Annotated in this window: 15 protein-coding genes; 13 read left to right on the forward strand and 2 right to left on the reverse strand. The window is 67.3% G+C overall.

Features of this window, described 5'->3' with window-relative positions:
- Positions 1 to 256: 256 nt before the first annotated feature.
- The 11 genes from F8D48_RS10090 (at position 257) to smc (ending at position 14,082) form a co-directional block, all read left to right on the forward strand.
- Complete coding sequence (locus F8D48_RS10090) at positions 257 to 604, forward strand: Asp23/Gls24 family envelope stress response protein (protein WP_016308563.1); 348 nt, start codon at positions 257 to 259, stop codon at positions 602 to 604.
- Positions 605 to 675: 71 nt separating this feature from the next.
- Complete coding sequence (locus F8D48_RS10095; protein WP_151431765.1) at positions 676 to 2,307, forward strand: DAK2 domain-containing protein; 1,632 nt, start codon at positions 676 to 678, stop codon at positions 2,305 to 2,307.
- Between the two features lie 178 nt (positions 2,308 to 2,485).
- Positions 2,486 to 4,678, forward strand: a complete 2,193-nt coding sequence (locus F8D48_RS10100) for an ATP-dependent DNA helicase RecG (protein ID WP_151431767.1) — start codon at positions 2,486 to 2,488, stop codon at positions 4,676 to 4,678.
- Between the two features lie 2 nt (positions 4,679 to 4,680).
- Positions 4,681 to 5,274 (forward strand): 16S rRNA (guanine(966)-N(2))-methyltransferase RsmD, encoded by a 594-nt coding sequence (gene rsmD, locus F8D48_RS10105; RefSeq protein WP_151431769.1) that lies wholly within the window; start codon positions 4,681 to 4,683, stop codon positions 5,272 to 5,274.
- A 166-nt stretch (positions 5,275 to 5,440) separates the two neighbouring features.
- Positions 5,441 to 5,911 carry an ATP synthase subunit B family protein gene (locus F8D48_RS10110; RefSeq protein ID WP_135971490.1) on the forward strand — a complete coding sequence of 157 codons (471 nt, stop codon included), beginning with the start codon at positions 5,441 to 5,443 and terminating at the stop codon, positions 5,909 to 5,911.
- Between the two features lie 71 nt (positions 5,912 to 5,982).
- Positions 5,983 to 6,534, forward strand: a complete 552-nt coding sequence (locus F8D48_RS10115) for a YceD family protein (RefSeq protein ID WP_135971491.1) — start codon at positions 5,983 to 5,985, stop codon at positions 6,532 to 6,534.
- A 76-nt stretch (positions 6,535 to 6,610) separates the two neighbouring features.
- Complete coding sequence (locus F8D48_RS10120) at positions 6,611 to 7,978, forward strand: NCS2 family permease (RefSeq protein ID WP_151431771.1); 1,368 nt, start codon at positions 6,611 to 6,613, stop codon at positions 7,976 to 7,978.
- 148 nt (positions 7,979 to 8,126) lie between these two features.
- Positions 8,127 to 8,306 carry a 50S ribosomal protein L32 gene (rpmF, locus tag F8D48_RS10125; RefSeq protein ID WP_135971493.1) on the forward strand — a complete coding sequence of 60 codons (180 nt, stop codon included), beginning with the start codon at positions 8,127 to 8,129 and terminating at the stop codon, positions 8,304 to 8,306.
- A 197-nt stretch (positions 8,307 to 8,503) separates the two neighbouring features.
- Positions 8,504 to 9,637, forward strand: coding sequence for a phosphate acyltransferase PlsX (gene plsX, locus F8D48_RS10130; RefSeq protein ID WP_257475610.1), 1,134 nt, complete (start codon positions 8,504 to 8,506; stop codon positions 9,635 to 9,637).
- The gene (gene rnc, locus F8D48_RS10135; protein ID WP_135971453.1) at positions 9,634 to 10,506 is read left to right on the forward strand and encodes a ribonuclease III; all 873 of its coding nucleotides are present in this window, start codon (positions 9,634 to 9,636) and stop codon (positions 10,504 to 10,506) included. Before plsX ends, rnc begins: the two co-directional genes overlap by 4 nt.
- Before the next feature lie 6 nt (positions 10,507 to 10,512).
- Positions 10,513 to 14,082 (forward strand): chromosome segregation protein SMC, encoded by a 3,570-nt coding sequence (gene smc, locus F8D48_RS10140; RefSeq protein ID WP_151431775.1) that lies wholly within the window; start codon positions 10,513 to 10,515, stop codon positions 14,080 to 14,082.
- 65 nt (positions 14,083 to 14,147) lie between these two features.
- Here smc and F8D48_RS10145 read toward each other — a convergent pair whose 3' ends face one another.
- Positions 14,148 to 14,471, reverse strand: a complete 324-nt coding sequence (locus F8D48_RS10145; RefSeq protein WP_151431777.1) for a putative heavy metal-binding protein — start codon at positions 14,469 to 14,471, stop codon at positions 14,148 to 14,150.
- 303 nt (positions 14,472 to 14,774) lie between these two features.
- On the opposite strand from F8D48_RS10145, the gene F8D48_RS10150 reads away from it, so the two are divergent.
- Positions 14,775 to 15,512, forward strand: a complete 738-nt coding sequence (locus F8D48_RS10150; protein WP_151431779.1) for a methyltransferase domain-containing protein — start codon at positions 14,775 to 14,777, stop codon at positions 15,510 to 15,512.
- Positions 15,513 to 15,649: 137 nt separating this feature from the next.
- Here F8D48_RS10150 and ahcY read toward each other — a convergent pair whose 3' ends face one another.
- The gene (gene ahcY, locus F8D48_RS10155; protein WP_240806312.1) at positions 15,650 to 16,906 is read right to left on the reverse strand and encodes an adenosylhomocysteinase; all 1,257 of its coding nucleotides are present in this window, start codon (positions 16,904 to 16,906) and stop codon (positions 15,650 to 15,652) included.
- A 538-nt stretch (positions 16,907 to 17,444) separates the two neighbouring features.
- On the opposite strand from ahcY, the gene F8D48_RS10160 reads away from it, so the two are divergent.
- On the forward strand, positions 17,445 to 18,693 hold a 1,249-nt coding region (locus F8D48_RS10160), incomplete at its 3' end, for a C-type lectin-like domain-containing protein (RefSeq protein WP_205717381.1).

The raw sequence follows: 18,693 nt of genomic DNA on the forward strand, positions 1-18,693 counted from the left end.
CCGCATCCCCATGCCGCAGTGTCGGTCCTGCAAGGGCCATTCTCATACTCAGCTGAACTGTTCAGCTGAGTGCGGAGGAATCCTCGCTCTGGAAGGGGCCGTTCGGCTAACCTCGCAAATTGACTCTTTTTCCGTTTGGACCCCAGGTTTGTGGATTATGCCCGACGGTCAACCGCGGGTAACCTTCGCGCCATCTTCCATGCGCTATACTTTTCCCGTTAAGCTCACGAATAACTCAGAGGAAAGGACGCCTCCCATGAGTTCTGCGATTTCCGGCAATCTGCACGTCGCCAACGACGTGCTCGCCGATCTGGTCGGCAATGCCGCCATGGAGTGCTACGGCGTAGTGGGCGTGTGCGCCCCCAACGCCGCCGACGGCATCGCCAAGATTCTGCCCGCCAGCCGCCTGCGCCGCGGGGTGGTGGTGAACAGCCTCGACGAGGGCGTGCACGTGGACCTCTACATCATCGTGGAGTACGGCACCAACATCGCCACGGTGTCGCGCAACCTGATCGACCAGGTCAGCTTCGCGCTCAAGGAGTACGCACGGGTGCCGCTGGCTGGCGTGGACGTGCACGTCATGGATGTCAAGGTGCGCCGCTAGGCCCCGTCGAGCTGGGTGCCGGGAACCGTCCGTTCCACCGCGCCGCCCTCATGAAGGAGAAACAACCTCTCATGTCTACTACCTATTCTTCCAATAACATCTTGAACGCCGTGGCCGCCGCCGCCAAGTCCCTCGAGGAGCGCAAGGAAGAGGTCAACCGCCTCAACGTGTTCCCCGTGCCCGACGGCGACACCGGCACCAACATGTCGCTCACCATCCAGAGCGTCGTGTCCAATGCCGCCAGCCTGCCCATCGGCGCCACGGGCGCCGAGATCCGCAAGGCCATCACCACCGGCGCCCTCATGGGGGCCCGCGGCAATTCCGGCGTCATCACCTCTCAGATCCTGCGCGGCCTGTGCGAGGGCGCCCAAGGAGCCGAGGCCTTCAACGCCGCTACCGTGGCCGCCGCCTTCGCCAAGGCTGTGGAGGTGGCCTTCCAGGCCGTGCGCAAGCCGGTGGAGGGCACCATCCTCACGGTGCTGCGCGATGCGGCCGCCGCGGCCAAGAACGCCGCCGAGGAGGAGCTGGAGACCGATGCCGCCCTCGATGCCATCGTGGCCGAGGCCTATGCCTCGGTGCAGCGCACTCCCGACCTGCTGCCCGTGCTCAAGGAGCACGGCGTGGTGGATGCCGGCGGCTTCGGCCTGGCCATCCTCTTCGACGCCTTCGCCGCCGCCCTGCTGGGGCGGGCGGGCACCATGGTCGACGAGCTGTCCTTCGCCCGCGGGGCCCACCCGAAGGTGGAGATCGAGCAGGTGAACGATTGGGAGGGCTCCCAGTACCGCTACTGCAACGAGTTCCTCGTGGACTCCGACAGCCTCGATCGCGAGGCGGCCTTGGAATTCCTCGGCACCATGGGCGACTGCGAGCTGTGCGTGGGCGACGTGCCGAAGTTCAAGGTGCACGTGCACTCCGACCACCCGGACAAGGTGCTGGCCTACTTCCTGAACCACGGCCAGATCTCCGAGGTGTTCATCCACAACATGCAGATGCAGTCCGCCGAGCGCACCGAGAAGCTGGCCGCCGAGGAGGAGGCCGAGCGCAGGCCCGTGGGCTTTGTGGCCGTGGCCGCCGGCGAGGGCAACGCCGCTATTCTGAAGAGCCTCGGGGTCGATGTGGTCGTCTCGGGCGGTCAGACCATGAACCCCTCCACCAAGGACCTGCTGGACGCCGTCGGTGCCGTGAACGCCGAGGCCGTCATCATCTTGCCGAACAACTCCAACATCATCATGGCCGCGAACTCCGCCGCCGAGCTGTCCGACACCCCCTGCGCCGTGGTGCCCACCAAGTCGGTGCCCCAGGCCTTCTCGGCCCTGTTCTGCGTCGACCAGGACGCCTCCCTCGAGACCAACGTGGAGGAGATGGCCGCCGCGGCCGCCGCGGTGAAGACCGGCGAGGTCACCTGGGCCACCCGCGACTCCAAGGACGCTGCGGGCAACCCCATTGCCGAGGGCGACGTCATCGGCATTGCCGACGGCTCCATCGAGGCTGTGGACTCCACCATCGAGGGAGCGGTGCTCACCCTGCTGGAAAAGATGGAGGCCGATGAGGCCGACACCTGCACCATCCTGGCCGGCGAGGGCTATTCCGACGAGGATCTGGAGGCCCTGGTCGAATCCGTGGAAGAGGCCTACGAGGATCTGGAGGTGGACGCCCAGCGCGGCGAGCAGCCTTTGTACCCGATTGTCTTCTCTGTCGAATAGAGCTTTCGTTTTATTCGACCTTGACGCTGCGGTTCCGACAGGCACCCGGCCTTGCGCTTCAAGGCTTGCCCTCGCGCAACGAAGTGCGCTCAGCCGCTTTTCAACGCAATGCCAGGCACCTGTCGAAACCTCGCTGATTTTCTCGGGCGCGTCCCTTCGGCAAAACGAAAAAAGGGGAATGGATTTGCCCATCGACCGTGAAAAAGCAACGTTGGCGTTGGACGGGCCCGTCAATCGGGTCCGTTTGGTCAGTCCTGCCCGGGCGAAGGCCTTAGAGAAGCTGGGTATTCGCACGGTGCGCGATCTGGTGACCCACTTCCCCCGATCCTATATCGACTTGTCGAGCGTGGAGAGCTGCGCGAGCGCCCGTATCGGCGAGACGTGCACCATTCGCGGCACCGTGCATGAGATCAAGCTGAAGAAGCCCCGTTACAACCTGAAGCTCGTGGAAATTGCCCTGGTGGACGGCACGGGCATCATCGTGGTGACTGCTTTTCGCCAGCCGTGGCTCATGGACCAGATCAAGGCCGGGGATGCGGTGGCCGTATCGGGCAAGGTGACCTTCGACTACGGCTACAAGCGCATGACCAACCCCTTCATCGAGGTGATCGGGGGCGGGGAAGGGCCGGCCTTGACCGGCACCGTGGTGCCGGTGCACCCGGCCACCGAGAAGCTTTCGGCCGCGTGGGTGCGCCGCATCGTGGCCAACGGCCTGGAGGAGATCCGGGGCGTCTTCGACCCGCTGCCCCTGGGGCTGCGCCTGCGCTATCGCCTCATGGGGCGGCAGGCCGCCCTGACCGCCATCCATTTCCCGGCCACGCCGGCCGAGGCCGATGAGGCCCGGCGCCGGCTCGTCTACGAGGAGCTGCTGTATCTGGAGCTCTTCCTCATGCAGGAGGGGGCCGAGCGAGCCCGGGACCGCGAGGCCGTGGCCCATATCGTGGACGGTCCCCGTGTGGCGGCCTTTGCCGGGGCGCTGCCCTTCGTCCTCACCGGCGAGCAGGAACGGGCGCGGGACGATATCTTGGGGGTGCTCGCCGCGCCGACGGCGGCCAACCATATGCTTCTGGGCGACGTGGGCACGGGCAAGACCGTCGTGGCCGGCTTCGCCCTGGCCGCAGCCGCCGACAGCGGCTGCCAGGCCATGCTCCTGGCTCCCACCGAGGTGCTGGCCCGCCAGCATGCCGAGGGGCTCGGCGCCCTCCTCGAGGCAGCGGGCGTGGGCTGTGCCCTGCTCACGGGCTCGACTGCGGCCCCGGAGCGCGCCTCCATCACTGAGCGCTTCGCCGCCGGCGAGCTTGATGTGCTCATCGGCACCCACGCCCTGCTGTCCGACGACGTGCGGCCGGCCCGGCTGTCTCTGGCCGTCATCGATGAGCAGCAGCGCTTCGGCGTGGACCAGCGGGCGAAACTGTTGGCCAAGGGGGAGGCCCCCGATGCCCTCTACCTCACGGCCACCCCTATCCCGCGCACGTTGGCCCTGGCCCTCTACGGCAATCTCACCCTGTCCTACATCAAGCACCGGCCCCACGACGCCGTCTCCCGCACCACCCGCGTGCTGCCGCGGGAGCTCCAGGGCGAGGCGCTGGACGCGGCCCGGGCGGCCCTGGAGCGGGGCGAGCAGGTCTACGTGGTGTGCCCGCTCGTGGGCAAGGGCACCGAGGAGCGCGACGGGAAGGCCGCCGGCAAAAGGTCCGACGCCGATGCGGCGGGGGAGGAGTACCATCCGGCCGTGGCCATCGAGGGGGAGGCCGACTTCGCCGACGACGATGTGACCGCCGCCACCCGGGAGGCCGAGGTGCTCCAGAAGACCACCTTCCCCGATTTCACCGTGGCCCTGCTCCACGGCGCCATGGGCACCGAGGCGAAGCGGGAGGTGATGGAGCGGTTCCGCGACGGGGCGGTGGACGTGCTCGTGGCCACCACGGTCATCGAGGTGGGCGTGGACGTGCCCAACGCCACGGTGATGATCGTGCAGGATGCCGATCGCTTCGGCCTGGCCCAGCTCCACCAGCTGCGGGGTCGCGTGGGCCGCGGCACCAAGGCGGCCGAGGTGTTCCTCGTCTCCGCCTCCACCCGGGAGGAGTCCCTCGCGCGCCTGGCGGCCATGGAGACCACCGATGACGGCTTCGAGCTGGCCGCCTTCGACCTGTCCCTGCGCCGCGAGGGCGACATCCTCGGCAACCGCCAGCACGGAGCCAGCGGGCTCAAGCTCGTGAACATCATGCGGGACGGCGCCATCATCGAGGCGGCCCACGCCGACGCGGCGGCCCTGCTGGATATCGATCCCAACTTGGAGGAGCCCGACCACCGGGCCCTCGCCCGGGAGGTGCGCATCGCGTTTTCCGGGGAAGTGGTGGCAGGAGGCTGAACATGCGCATTATTGCGGGGGAATTTCGGGGGCGGCGGCTGGAGGTGCCCAAGGGCCAGGGCACGCGCCCGACGACGGACCGGGTGCGGGAATCGCTCATGAGCGCCCTGAACTCGGCCCGGGGCGGCTTCGAGGATGCGGTGGTGCTTGATGCCTTCGCCGGCTCGGGGGGCCTGGGAATGGAGTCGCTCTCCCGCGGGGCCGCGGCGGCCGTCTTCTGCGAGCAGGGCCGCGAGGCCGCCTCGGTCATCGAGCGCAACCTGCGCACCTTGGGGCTCGGCCGCGAACGGGCGCGCCTCGTGCGCGGCGACGTGCTCAAGCGGCTGCCGATGCCGATGGCCGACGACCCCTTCGACCTGGTGTTCCTGGATCCGCCCTACGCCCTGGCTCCCTCCGAGGTGCTCGGGTTCATGGGCCGTTTGCGGGAAGCGGGCCTTCTGGCCCCGGCCGCCATCGTCAGCTACGAGCACGACGGCGTCGATGACGATACCGTGGAGGCCCTGGCCGCCGAGCGGAGCTGGCGCATCTTCTCCCACCGCCGCTTCGGCGACACGGCCATCGACCTCATGGAGTCCGTTGCGGCGGCGGATGCCTAAAAGGCCGTCGGAGCACATCATGGAGCGTTTGTGCACGGGGTGACCGTTGTATTACATAGCTTCTCCATCATGTTAGAATAGAAAAACTCATCATGGATGGATTGCGTGCAGAGGCCGTGAGCGCAAGCGCTGGCCGGAGCCGTGGCATAGTCAGGAAGGAACATCAATGGACGAAACCGGAGTGTTGGGGCTGCTCGAGGAGCTCTCGATTCTGCTCGAGGACGCCAAGCCCGTTTTCGGCAAGAGCAACCTGCGCCAGGTGGACATTGCCGCTGCCTTCGACATCATGGACGAGATCCGCGATTTGTTCCCCGCTGAGTTCTCCCAGGCCCGTCAGATCGTGCGCGAGCGCCAGAGCCTTCTGGACGATGCCGAGGTGGAGGCCAATCGCATGATCGAAGACGCCCGCAGCCAGGCCATCACCATCGCCAGCGAGCAGGAGATCGTGCGTATCTCCCAGCAGCAGGCCGATACCATCCTGGCCGATGCCCGCGAGCTGGAGCGCCAGACCCGCGCCGGCGCCGAGGACTATGCCGATGAGGTGTTCGGCCATATCGAGCAGAGCCTCGATACGCTGCTGAACAACACGCGCCGCTGCCGCGACCGCCTGAACGCCACCTCGCTCAACGCGCGGTAGCCGCAGGTCCACAGAAGTTTCGGGGGCGCACCGGGAAGGTGCGCCCTTTTATTTGGAAGGAAGGAGCCCCTATGGCGAGAACCGAGAATCCCGCGATCATTCATATTCCCGATGAGCTGTTCGAGACTGCCGAGAGCCGTCACTTCGAGGGGGAGCTGTCCCTGGCCGAGCTGGCCGCCGGCCCCGATACCTACCGCTTCGACGGCCCGGTGTCCTGGGCCGTGGACGTCACCAACACCGGCGAGGCCCTGCTCGTCATGGGGCAGGCCAGCGCCCGGGCGCTCACGGGCTGCGCCCGTTGCCTGGAGGACGTGCCCTACGATCTGGAAGGCGATATCGAGGGCTACTTCCTCGCTGCGGGCGACCGCATCGAGGCTCCCGAGGACCTGGAGGGCGACGAGTTCGAGGTGCTCTCCGAGAGCCATGCCATCGACCTGGTGCCCCTGGTAGAGCAGGCGCTGCTGCTGGAGCTGCCCCTCGTGCCCCTGTGCGACGACGACTGCCGGGGCCTGTGTCCCCGCTGCGGTGCGAATCTGAACGAGGGGCCCTGCCAGTGCGACGACGGCCCCGTGGGGGAGGACAACCCCTTCGCGGCCTTGAAGGACTTCAAGTTCGACGCTTAGGCAAGCTGTTACCTTGCCGTTTCGCGTCGTTGCGTCATAATAGCGCCGTAGTGTTTTTCCGCGAGAAAGAGAGCCCATGGAGCAGTTCTTCGAGCGCACCTTCAAGTTGAAGGAGCACGGCACCACGGTGAAAACGGAAGTGATGGCCGGCACCATCACCTTCTTGTCCATGGTGTACATCTTGGCCGTCAACCCCTCCATCCTGTCCGCATCGGGCATGGAGCCGGGGGCGGTGTTCACGGCCACGGCCATCTCGGCGGCCTTCGGTACCCTGTTCATGGCCTTCTACGCGAACTACCCCATCGCCCTGGCCAGCGGCATGGGCCTGAACGCCTACTTCGCCTACTCGGTCTGCGTGCCCATGGCCGAGCAGGGCATCCAGGATCCCTGGACCATCGCGCTGACGGCCGTGCTCGTGGAGGGCATCATCTTCATTCTGCTCACCCTCTGCAAGTTCCGCGAGGCCCTCGTGAATGATGTGCCCGAGAACCTGAAGATGGGCATCGCCGCCGGTATCGGCCTGTTCATTGCCCTGGTGGGCTTGGCCAATGCCGGGGTCGTGGTGGACAACCCCTCTACGCTGATCGACCTGGGCTCCTTCGCCACGCCTCAGGTGGCCCTGTCGGTCATCGGCCTGGTGGCCGTGGCCGTCATGTACAGCTACCGGGTACCCGGCTACATCCTGTGGGGCATTCTCGGCACCTGGCTGCTCGGCATCGTCGCCCAGCTCATCGGCTGGTACGAGGTGGATCCGGCCGCAGGCGTGTACTCGCTCATTCCGAGCTTCGCCGAGGGCATCAACCTCCAGGCTCCCTATTTGTTCGCCTTCGACTTCGACTTCGCCCTGAGCCACATCGTCGATTTCGCGGTCATCGTGTTCGCATTCCTGTTCGTCGACCTGTTCGACACGGCCGGCACCCTCATCGGCGTGGCCAGCAAGGGCGGCCTGCTCGACAAGGAGGGGCGCCTGCCCCGGGCCAAGGAGGCCCTCATGGCTGATGCGGTGGGTACCGTGGTGGGCGCCTGCGTGGGCACCTCCACCACGACGAGCTACGTGGAGAGCAGCGCCGGCGTGGCCGCGGGCGGCCGCACGGGCCTCACGGCTCTCGTGACCGGCCTGCTGTTCATCGCGGCGCTGGTGCTCTCGCCGATCTTTCTGGCCATCCCCAGCTTCGCTACCATGCCGGCGCTCGTGTGGGTGGGCCTGCTCATGATGTCCTCGGTCACCAAGATGGACTTCTCCGAGGATGCGGCCGGGGCCGTCGGCGGCTTTTTGGCCATCATCATGATGCCCTTTACCTACTCCATCGCCAACGGCATCATGTTCGGCATTCTGGCCTTCGTCGTCGTGCGCATCTGCCAGGGCCGCGCCAAGGACGTCCACTGGGTCATGTGGATCGCCGCCGCCCTGTTCCTGCTGCGCATCGCGACGCTGGTGATCTAGGGAATTTGGAAAACCCGTGCCGTTGGCGAAATCGGGATATATTCCCCCTTGCGACGGCGGTGCGGGTTTGATAACATACCAGATCGTGCGTTTACACAAGAGGTTGTGAACGGCACCTGTCGTTCCAGCTATAGAAGGAGTAATCGAGATGGCAGTACCTAAGCGCAAAATGGGCCGTGCCCGCACCCATGCCCGTCGCAGCACCAACGACAAGATTTCGATGCCCGCCCGTTCCGTGTGCCCGCAGTGCGGCGAAGTGAAGCTTCCCCACCGCGTGTGCGGCAACTGCGGCTTCTATCGCGACCGCGAGGTCATCGAAGTCGATTAGTTCTCACGCTGTTGACGGTCACGGAAGGTGCCTGCGCCCTTCCGTGATGTCGGCAAAGCCTCCTCGCATGCCAAGCTGAAAGAGCCTGGTTTGCCAGGGGGCTTTTTGACTATAGGTCGCCGCGCCTCCGACCGTGCCCACGGCTTGCGCGGGTAGGATCGGGGACGCAACGTCCGCGTTTAGCAAGGAGTATATTCGTGGCTGAATCTGTAACCATCGCCGTGGACGTCATGGGGGGCGATCTCGGGCCCTCTGTGGTGCTCGCCGGCGCGTCCCAGGCGCTCCAGGCCGATCCCGACCTGCACCTCGTGCTCGTGGGTCCCGCTAGGGAGGTGGAGCCCTTCGCCGCCGCCCACGATCGCGTGAGCGCCGTGGTCGCCACCGAGGTCATCGCCATGGCCGAGCACCCGGCCAATGCCGTGCGCGCCAAGAAGGACTCGTCCATCGTGGTGGGCTGCCGTCTCGTGAAAGAGGGCGCGGCCGCCGGCTTCTTCTCCGCCGGCTCCACCGGGGCCTGCCTGGCCGCCGCCACCTTGGTGGTGGGCCGCGTGAAGGGCGTGAAGCGCCCGGCCTTGGGCCAGGTGCTGCCGGCCTACCAGCGCCCCTGCCTGCTCATCGACGTGGGGGCCAACGCCGACTGCAAGCCGGAGTATCTCGTGCAGTTCGCCCAGATGGGCGCCGTGTACATGGAGGCCATCATGGGGGTGGAAAGCCCGCGGGTGGGGCTTTTGAACATCGGCTCGGAGGACACCAAGGGCAACGAGTTCGCTCAGAAGGCCCACGGGCTGCTGGCCGCCTCGGTGCCCCAGTTCGCAGGCAATTGCGAGGGGGGCGATCTTATGGCCGGTGCCTTCGACGTGGTGGTTTGCGACGGATTTACCGGCAACGTGTGCCTGAAGACCATCGAGGGCACGGCAAAGACCCTGTTCAAGTACGTGAAGGACGCCCTTATGGGCTCGCTGCCCTCGAAGCTGGGGGCCCTGCTCGTGAAGGGGAACCTCTCCGCGCTCAAGGTCAAGCTCTCGCCGGACACCTACGGCGGTGCGCCCCTGCTCGGCGTGAAGGGGGCCGTCATCGTGGGCCACGGATCCTCCAACGCCACCGCCATTAAGAACGGCATCGCCGTGGCCGCCGCCGCGGTGCGGGCCGATGTGGCCGGCGTCATCGCTGCCACCGTGGGCCGCGCGGAGAAGGCGGCACCGGCAGCCGTTGCAGCCGAAGGCGCTGCCGCGGCCGATGGCGCTGCCCCGGCCGTTGGCGACACTGCCGCTGCCGCTGCTAGGACGCCTGCGGGCGGGGAAGGGGAGGCTGCGGCCTCGGATGCGCGATGAGCCTGACCGACGAGCAGCAGACCAAGTTGGCCCGGGCCCAGGAGATCCTGGGGTACGAGTTCGACAACACCCAGTACCTCCTGTCCGCCATCACCCATCCTTCCGCCACCGAGGGGCGCTCGGTGAAGTTCTCCTACGAGCGCCTCGAGTTCCTCGGCGATTCCATTCTGGGGGCGCTCGTGGCCAACGAGGCCTTCCACCGCTTCCCCGATCTGGACGAGGGGGGCCTCACGCGCATCAAGGTGGCCCTCGTGTCCGGGGCGAGCCTGTCCGGGGTGGCCGAGAAGCTCGGCTTCGCCGACATCATCGTGTTCGGCTCCTCGGAGACCGGCACCGGCCGGCGCGGCCTGCACTCGGCGCTGGAGAACGTCTACGAGGCCGTGGTGGCCGCCCTGTACCTCGACGGCGGCGTGGATGTGGCCGGCGCCTTTGTGGAGCGCACGCTCATTCCGAAGATGTCGCTGTCCCTGGCCCGCGAGCCGGAGAACCCCAAGAGCGCCCTGCAGGAGAAGCTCCAGGAGGGCGGCATCACCCCCACCTACAGGCTCGTGGAGACCCAAGGGCCGCCCCACGACCGCACCTTCGTCGCCCAGGTGTACGCCGGTGACAAGGGCCTTGCCCAGGGCGTGGGACGCACGAAGAAGGAGGCCGAGAGCCAGGCGGCCAAATCCACCTTGGCCCGGCTCTCGGAGTTCTTCGGCATCGGGCTGACGGGCGAGCAGCAGGCCGAGCGCGCCGAGAAGGCCGCTGCCGAGAAGGCGGCCCGGGCCGAGGAGAAGGCGGCCAAGGTGGCCGCCCGCGCCGCCGAGAAGGCCGCCCGGGCCGAGGAGAAGGCCGCGAGCCGCGCCGCCAAGAGGAAGCAGGACTAGGCGCCCATGTATCTGAAATCACTCGTTCTGAAGGGCTTCAAGTCCTTCGCCGACCGCAGCGTGCTGTCCATGGAGCCGGGCATCACGGCCATCGTGGGCCCCAACGGCTCCGGCAAGTCGAACATCTCCGATGCCGTTCTGTGGGTGCTCGGCGAGCGCAACGCCAAGAACCTGCGCGGCCAGGCTATGGAAGACGTTATCTTCGCCGGCTCCTCGGGGCGCGGCGGGGCGGGCCTGGCCGAGGTGGATCTCGTGCTGGACAACTCCGACGGCACGCTGCCGGTGGACTACGACGAGGTGGCCATCACCCGGCGCATGTACCGCAACGGCGAGAGCGAGTACCTCATCAACGGCACTGTGGCCCGGCGCATGGACGTGCTGGACATCCTGCACGACTCGGGCCTGGGCACCGGCACCCATTCCATTATCTCCCAGGGGTCGCTGGATTCCATCCTCCAGAGCAAGCCGGAGGACCGCCGCGCGCTCATCGAGGAGGCCGCAGGCGTGCTCAAGCACAAGCAGCGCAAGGCCAAGAGCGAGCGCAAGCTGGCCAATATGGACCAGCACCTGCTGCGGGCCCGCGACGTGGTGGGGGAGGTGGCCCGGCAGCTGGGGCCTTTGGAGCGCAAGGCGAAGAAGGCCCGCACCTACCAGGAGCTGGCAGTGCAGCAGGCCGAGATGAGCCTCATGATCGCCGTGGACGACCTGCGCCAGCTCCAGGGCCAGTGGGATGCCGCCCAGGCTCGCGAGGCGGAGCTGGCGGCGCAGATGGAAGAGCGCCGAGGAGCCATCGAGGCGGCTGAGGCTGAGGTGGAGGCCCTGCAGGAGCGCATGCGCCAGGAGACCTTGGACGCTGGAGATCTGTCGCGGCGCCACCGGGCGGCGGCTGCGGCTGTGGAGCGCTTCGATTCCACTACCATGATGCTGCGCGAACGGCGGCGCGCGGCGCTGGCCCGCGCCGCCGAGCTGGAGCTTTCCCAGGAGGCGAACCGCGTGAAGGCCGACGAGGCCGCCGCCGAGCTGGCCCGCGCCACGGCGCTGTTCGACGAGGCCGCCGGCGAGCGCGAGGCGGCCGAGAAGAAGGTGTCGGACCTGGACTGCGTCTACCGCGATCTGGGCAGCCGCCGCGGGACGCTCGAGCGGGAGCTGTCGGCCATCGCGAAGGACAACGAGAAGATGTCCGGGGCCATCGAGGTGGCCCGGCGCAAGCACGCCGAGAACACCGAGGCCCTCACCCACGGTTTGGCCCACGTGCAGGTGATCGAGAGCCACGCCGCCGAACTTTCTCTGGAGCTTTCCCGCGTGCAGGCCGAGGCCGAGGAGGCCGCTGCCGTCGCAACCGAGGCCGACGGGGCGCTCTCCGCGCTCGTGGCCGACGAATCGGCGGCCCGTCAGGCCGTCGGCGCCGCCGTGCAGTCGCGCGACGCGGCCCGGGCCGCCCTCGACGAGGCGCGGGACACCCACCGCGCGCTCACGGTGGAGATCTCCACACTCGAGGAGGTGGAGCGCACGAGTGCCGCCTCGGCCGGCGAGGCCCGGGCGTGGCTTGTGGAGCACGGCCACGAGGTGGCGGGTATCGGCGAGCCGCTCTCCCACGTCGTCCAGGCAGCACCGGGCTTCGAGGGGCTTGTGGAGACGCTGCTCGGCGCCGATGTGACCACGCTGCTCGTTGAGGATGCGGCCGTGGTGGAGGCCGTGGCGGCCCAGTTGGCCGAGGCCGGCGCCGAGGGCGAGGTGGCCTTCCTGCTGCGCGACGATGCCCAGCGTCCGGGTGCCCGAGCCGAGGGCTGGCGCGCCCCGGCTGGCACCGAGGGCACCCCGCTTGTCACCAAGCTCTCCTTTCCCGAGGCGGACCGGGCGGCGGTGGAGGCGCTTCTGGGCGATGTGGTGGTGTGCCCGAGCCTGGATACGGCGCTTGCGGCCCACACCTCCGATACGCTGGCCCTGCGCTTCGTGACCGGCGACGGATCGGTGGTCTGGCCCTCCGGCAAGGTGTCGGTGGGCGGCTCGGTGGTGGACGAGGGCACGGGCGCTTTGGCCCGGCACCGCCGCCTGGAGAGCCTGCGCGTCCAGCTTAAGACCGCCGAGGAGGCCGTGGCCAAGGCCGAGGAGGCCCACCGTCTGGCCGAGGAGGCCCTGCGCCATGCCCAGGCTACCAGCTTGGAGCTCTCTCAGTCGCTCGCGGCCCTGCGCGGCCGCGCCGAGGCCGCCCGCGCCGCTGCCGATGCGGCGGCCGAGAAGCTGACGGCCTGCCGGCGCGAGCTGGAAGGCGTGGAGCGCCAGCGCGCCGAGGCCGAGGCGGTCATCTCCAAGGCCCGCCCCAACGTGGAATCCTTCGAGGCCCAGATTGCCGAGCTGGAGGGGAAGATGGCTGCGGCCAAGGAGCGCACAGCGGCGCTTCAGGAGGAACTCGCGCCTCTGCGGCGCGAGGCCCATCGCACCTCCGACGCCCTTTCCGAGGCGAAACTCGCCGCCGCCACGCTCGTGGAGCGGGTGACCTACGCCGAGCGCGTGCGCGATGCCCGCGCCCGCGACCTGGAATCTCTTGCCGCCGCTTCGGCCGAGGCGGCTTCCCTCTTGCAGGTGAAGACGGTGTCCGCCGCGCGCCTGGAGCCGCTGCTCGCCTTGTTCGGCGAGCTGGTGGCCGCCGCGCAGCGCTGGACGCGCACCCTGGAGGAGCAGACCGCCGCAGCCCAGGATTCCTCTACGGGCCTGCACGCGTCGGTGACCGAGGCGCGAGGGCGCGCCCACGAGGCCCATGCCGCCTTCGACGCCGTGACCGAGCGCTTGAGCGAGGCCCGGGTGCAGAAGGGCCGCCTGGAGCTGCAGGTTGAGGCGGCGGTGAACCACATCGCCCAGGACTGCAAGACGCCGCTGGAGGCGGCGCTGGCACTACCGCCTTTGGAGGGGCGCGCCGAGGTGGAAGACGAGCTGTTCAAGATCAACCGCCGCATCGCCAACTTGGGCACCATCAACCCGGACGCGGCCGAGGAGTACGACGCCCTGAAGGTGCGCTACGACTACCTGGCCGGCCAGCTGGACGACCTCGATCAGGCCCGCAAGTCCCTCGCGAAGATCAACCGCGTCATCGACCAGCGCATGAAGGACGACTTCATTCGCACCTACGAGACGGTGGACGCGAGCTTCCAGGAAATCTTCGCCACGCTGTTCCCCGGCGGCAAGGCGAACCTGTCGCTCGTGGATCCGGACGATCTGGAGAACACCGGCGTGGAGGTGAACGCCCAGCCCAAGGGCAAGCGCATCGCGAAGATGATGCTGCTCTCCGGCGGCGAGAAGTCGCTCACGGCGCTGGCGCTCCTGTTCGCGGTGTACCGCACGCGCTCGACCCCGTTCTACATCCTGGACGAGGTGGAGGCGGCCCTCGACGACACGAACCTGCGCCGCCTGGCCGCCTACATCAACAGCCTGCGGGAGGACACCCAGCTCATCATGATCACCCACCAGCGCCGCACCATGGAGATGGCCGATACCCTGTTCGGCGTGTCAATGCAGGGCGACGGCGTGACCAAGGTCATCAGCCAGAAGCTCGACCAGGCCTTAAAGCTCGCGGAATAACCTCCCCTGAACTCCCGCAGGGGGGCTTCGGCCCGCCCGCAACCTGGGATATCGCCGCTTCGCCCCTACGCCGCCTCCACGGTGACGGCGGTGCCCGAGGCGGTCACCATGAGCATATTGCCCTGGCCCAGGACCTCGTAGTCCATATCCACGCCGACGATGGCGTGGGCGCCTAGGGCCGTCGCCCGCTGCTGCATCTCGGCCACGGCCTCGTTGCGGGCCTGCAGGAGCTCCTCCTCGTAGCCGGCCGAGCGGCCGCCCACCAGGTTGCGGATGCCGGCGCCGAAGTCCTTCAGGAAGTTGATGCCGGTGATAACCTCGCCGAATACGATGCCGTAGTAGCCGGTGATGCGGTATCCCTCGACGGTGGGGGTGGTGGTGACGATCATAGAGGCTCCTTCCCTTCAGGGTCGCGTTCTGCTGCAACCAGTATACGCGCCCGCGGTGCTTCGGGCGGTTTCTGGCTTGAAAATAACGGCTTTGGAACCGGTGGCGCCCATTTTCGCGGGCAGGGTAATACGCGACCAGAGGAAACGGCGCGATTGTATGACGCTTCTGGCTGGAAATTGACGGTTACGGCCCCCTGCAGGGCATTTTTCGGCCCCAACCCGTTATTTTCAAGCCAGAAACCGCCCGGGGTTCCGGATAGTGCGCTGTGGGTATAATAGGACCGTGCGAGAAAGGCTGGCGTCATGGAATCATCGGCGGGCACATTGCAATCACGACAGGAGCTGCGGGAGCACTACGGAGGGCATTCGTGGGAGGGCGGTTTTCCATCCCGCTGCCATATGGAGCTGCCGCGCCGGCAGCTGGCGGGCAAGCGCGTCTTGGACGTGGGCTGCCGTCGGGGCAAGGGCGTCTACAAGCTGAGCGAGCTGGTAGGGCCGTCGGGGTTCGTCGTCGGCCTCGATTGGGATGCCGATGCGGTGGAGGCGGCCCGCGCGGGCATCCCCGGGGCTTTGGAACGCAGCGGCCTGACCGTATGCAACATGGCGTTTTGCAAGGGATTTCCCGAGGACTTGGCCTCTGCGGGAATTGGGCCGCGCTCGGTCGACGTCGCGTACCTCAACGCCTCGCTCGCCCTGTTCGCCGACCCGCCGCGGGCCCTTGCCGAGTGCCTCCGCGCTTTGGTGCCGGGAGGCGTGCTGGTCGGGGAGGGCGTTGTCGCCGTGCCGGGCACGTCGCGCTCGTCGGCCCGCACCGCGGTGGTGGAGGCGGCCCGTGCCCTTGGCAATGCCGTTCAGGCCGCACCGATGCGCCCCGCCTTCGAGGCGCTGCTCGCGGCGGCGGGCTTCGACGACATCGTGATCACCGAGGGTTCCCCTGTTTCGCCCGATGCCGGCCGGACGGCCTGGGAGAGCGTTCCTGTGGTGCCCGGCGACGATGCGACCTACCGCCTCGTGGCCCTGGAGGCGCGCAAGCCCCGCTAGCGGCCTGCGCCTACGAGAAGGGGCGCCCCGTGAGGGAGCGCCCCGATTCATGCGATCTGTCCCGCGGGCTTCGCTGGGAGGAGAAGGCGGCCAAGCGACTGCCCTTCCTCGACTGCGCTGTGCCGATAGCAGCTCGTTTAGAAGTTCCAGCTGTTCATGTAGGCGATCTGCTCCTCGGTGAGAGTGTCGATCTCGATGCCCAACGTCTCCAGCTTCACGCGGGCCACGTCATCATCGATGGCGGCCGGCACGTTGTACACCTTGTTCTCCAGCGCATCGGCGTGCTTGAACAGGTACTCGGCGGCCAGGGCCTGGTTGGCGAAGCTCATGTCCATCACGCTGGCCGGATGTCCCTCGGCGCAGGCCAGGTTCACGAGGCGCCCCTCGGCGAGCACGGTGACGGTGCGGCCGTCGGGCAGGGTGTACTCCTCCACGAGCGGCTTCAGCTCCTCCACCTTCACGGCATGCTCGCGCAGCCACTTCATGTTGATTTCGGAGTCGAAGTGTCCCGAGTTGCAGATGATGGCGCCGTCTTTCATGGCCTCGAAGGCCGGGGCGTCGATGACGTTGCAGTCGCCGGTGACGGTGACCCACACGTCGGCGAAGCGGGCGGCGTCGGCGGCCTTCATCACGCGGTAGCCCTCCATATGGGCCTCCAGGGCCTTCAGGGGGTCAACTTCGCAGACGATGACGTCCATGCCCATGCCGCGGGCGCGCTGGGCCAGGCCGCTGCCGCAGTAGCCGTAGCCCGACACGACGATGGTGCGCCCGCACAGAAGGCGGTTCGTCGCACGCACGATGCCGTCCAAGGTGGACTGGCCTGTGCCGTAGTGGTTGTCGAAGCAGTGCTTGGTGTTGGCGTCGTTAATGTTGAAGACGGGATAGCCCAGCGCGCCCTCGGCGGCCATGGCCATGAGGCGCACCACGCCGGTGGTCGTCTCCTCGGTGCCGCCGATGACCCCGGCGAGCTTGTCGGTGAACTTGGTGTGCAGGGCCGTATCCAGATCGGCGCCGTCGTCCATGATGATCTGCGGGTTGGTGGCCACCACCGCGGCGATGTGGCGCTCGTAGGTCTCGGCGTCCTCGCCGGCGATGGCGTACACGGACACGCCGTAGTCGCGCACGAGGGAGGCGGCGGTGTCGTCCTGGGTGGACAGCGGGTTCGAGGCGCACAAGGTCACCTCGGCACCCGAGGCCACAAGAGCGCGCATGAGGTTCGCCGTCTCGGTGGTCACGTGCATGCACGCGCCGATGCGCACGCCCTCCAGCGGGCGCTCCTCGGCGAAGCGCTCGCGAATACGAGCGAGCACCGGCATGTCGCGGTCGGCCCAGAGAATGCGGGCCTGGCCCTCGTCGGCCAGGTTGATGTCCTTGATGTCGCAGGCTTTGCTCACGGATTGCTTCCTTTCCTGAAGGCGGCCGCGGTTCCGGCACGGGCGTCGGCGCGCGGTATCGCCAGGGTACCATTGCATGCGAAACAGGGTAGCACAGCGGCGCGGCGAAGATGTGCGGGGTTGCCTGTCGCCACGCCCGGTGGCAGCGCAGTTCGTCGGAGACCGAGCCACGGTGATTTGGCTGCGAGAGCCCCTCCCTTGTTGACGGCTTGATGCCGAAGTGCTATTTTCAGTAAATTCGAGGCGGCTCCGTGCGGGGCCGCAGAAACCGCACAGAGAGAGGAGACTGCCATGCAGCAGAAGATGTGCGCCGCCCTCGGGCTGGCCATCGCTGTGCTGCTCGCGGCTCCCTTCAATACGGCCTGGGGGGGGGTCCGGCTCATCGCTAGCCCTCGCGGCTGAGCCCGCGGCCCCCGCGGCGGCATCGCCACAGGTTCGGGCTGAAGGGGCTGCGGAAAAAGAGCGCGCCAGCGAGAAGCCGGTCATCACCATCGACACCGGCGCGGTCGAGAAGGTTGAGGGTCAAGCCAATACCTGGGTGTTTCCGCATCTGAAGATCACCTCCAGCGATCCAGCGGCGCTTATCCGCAGTATCACCATCCAGTTCACTTCGGCCATTACGGTGGGCTCGGACGCCGTGCTCGTGGAGAACGACCCCGCGAGCGGCTTCGAGGTGCTAGCCGGCAGCAAGGACGGCACGGCGGTGGTGAACAACACCGCGGGCGCTACCGTTGCACAGTGGGAGACTTATCTGAAGGAGCACTCGGGCCTCAGGCTCGCCGAGGGCGGTGACGGAGGCTCGGCCAAGAGCCTGCGCATGATCGCGTCGTTTAAGACCCAAGATAAGGTGTATGACTATAACGCCGAGAATGGGCACTACTACGAGGTAGTGGCTGCGAATGTTACCTGGGAGCAGGCGCTGCTGGCGGCTGCAAAGGGTACGTACCAGGGTATGCAGGGCTATCTCTGCACCATCACGAGTCAGCAAGAGAACGATTTCGTGTACTCTCTCGTAAACGTTGACTCGTGGATCGGAGGGGCATGCGAGCGCAAATACACCGATCCGCTCAACGACGGCTCGGTAGAGGAGTGGGCGTACTTCTGGGTCTGCGGTCCGGAAAAGGGAATGCCGATCTGCACCAACCATGGCGATGCGATCGGCGGTTCGTTCGTCAATTGGTGTCCGTCGCAGCCAGACAGCTACAATGGCGGAGAGACCTGCATGCAGCTCAATCTCAAACTCTTTGCAACATCGGGACCTCCGGGGCAGTGGAACAACCTGAGTACGAGCAATACGCTTCCTACTTACGTCATCGAGTATGGTGGGATGCCGGATGACCCTGAGGAGGGGGATGACGGGGTGGGTGCCGATGTCGCCGTCAAGGTGGAGATCACGGTTGATCCAACGGGCAAGACCATCCATACGCAGGCGTCCGACATCCAGGTGGGAGACCCCGTGGAGGTGCGCGACACCGCCAACGGGGGTCCGGTGACCACTACGAAGGATGGAAGCACGGCTGCCGCCGACGTGGAGCACACCTACTTCGTTCGAGACCCGGATGACCCCGCCGCCGACGCCGACGGCTGGCGTCCCCTGCGCCCCGATGAGGCCGGCGCGGACGGCGCGCCCGCGCACGCAGGGGAGTACAAGGTAATCTCCAGCGCCGTGCATTCCTACGATGCCGATGGTAAGGCGGTGCCCTACACGCCCGGGTCGGACACCTTCGTCATAACGCCGAGGGCCATCGATTCCCTCGAGCCCGACCCCACCGCCCCCGCTCCCGATC

Origin of the sequence: Adlercreutzia muris (genome assembly GCF_008831045.1) — a bacterium.
GTDB classification, from domain to species: domain Bacteria; phylum Actinomycetota; class Coriobacteriia; order Coriobacteriales; family Eggerthellaceae; genus Adlercreutzia; species Adlercreutzia muris.

What these genes read in the sequence shown, in the direction of transcription:
- F8D48_RS10150 (WP_151431779.1), top strand. Translation starts at nt 14,775, where the DNA reads ATGGAATCATCGGCGGGCACATTGCAATCACGACAGGAGCTGCGGGAG.
- F8D48_RS10090 (WP_016308563.1), top strand. Translation starts at nt 257, where the DNA reads ATGAGTTCTGCGATTTCCGGCAATCTGCACGTCGCCAACGACGTGCTC.
- smc (WP_151431775.1), top strand. Translation starts at nt 10,513, where the DNA reads ATGTATCTGAAATCACTCGTTCTGAAGGGCTTCAAGTCCTTCGCCGAC.
- F8D48_RS10120 (WP_151431771.1), top strand. Translation starts at nt 6,611, where the DNA reads ATGGAGCAGTTCTTCGAGCGCACCTTCAAGTTGAAGGAGCACGGCACC.
- F8D48_RS10095 (WP_151431765.1), top strand. Translation starts at nt 676, where the DNA reads ATGTCTACTACCTATTCTTCCAATAACATCTTGAACGCCGTGGCCGCC.
- rsmD (WP_151431769.1), top strand. Translation starts at nt 4,681, where the DNA reads ATGCGCATTATTGCGGGGGAATTTCGGGGGCGGCGGCTGGAGGTGCCC.
- rnc (WP_135971453.1), top strand. Translation starts at nt 9,634, where the DNA reads ATGAGCCTGACCGACGAGCAGCAGACCAAGTTGGCCCGGGCCCAGGAG.
- F8D48_RS10115 (WP_135971491.1), top strand. Translation starts at nt 5,983, where the DNA reads ATGGCGAGAACCGAGAATCCCGCGATCATTCATATTCCCGATGAGCTG.
- F8D48_RS10145 (WP_151431777.1), bottom strand. Translation starts at nt 14,471, where the DNA reads ATGATCGTCACCACCACCCCCACCGTCGAGGGATACCGCATCACCGGC.
- F8D48_RS10110 (WP_135971490.1), top strand. Translation starts at nt 5,441, where the DNA reads ATGGACGAAACCGGAGTGTTGGGGCTGCTCGAGGAGCTCTCGATTCTG.
- rpmF (WP_135971493.1), top strand. Translation starts at nt 8,127, where the DNA reads ATGGCAGTACCTAAGCGCAAAATGGGCCGTGCCCGCACCCATGCCCGT.
- F8D48_RS10100 (WP_151431767.1), top strand. Translation starts at nt 2,486, where the DNA reads ATGGATTTGCCCATCGACCGTGAAAAAGCAACGTTGGCGTTGGACGGG.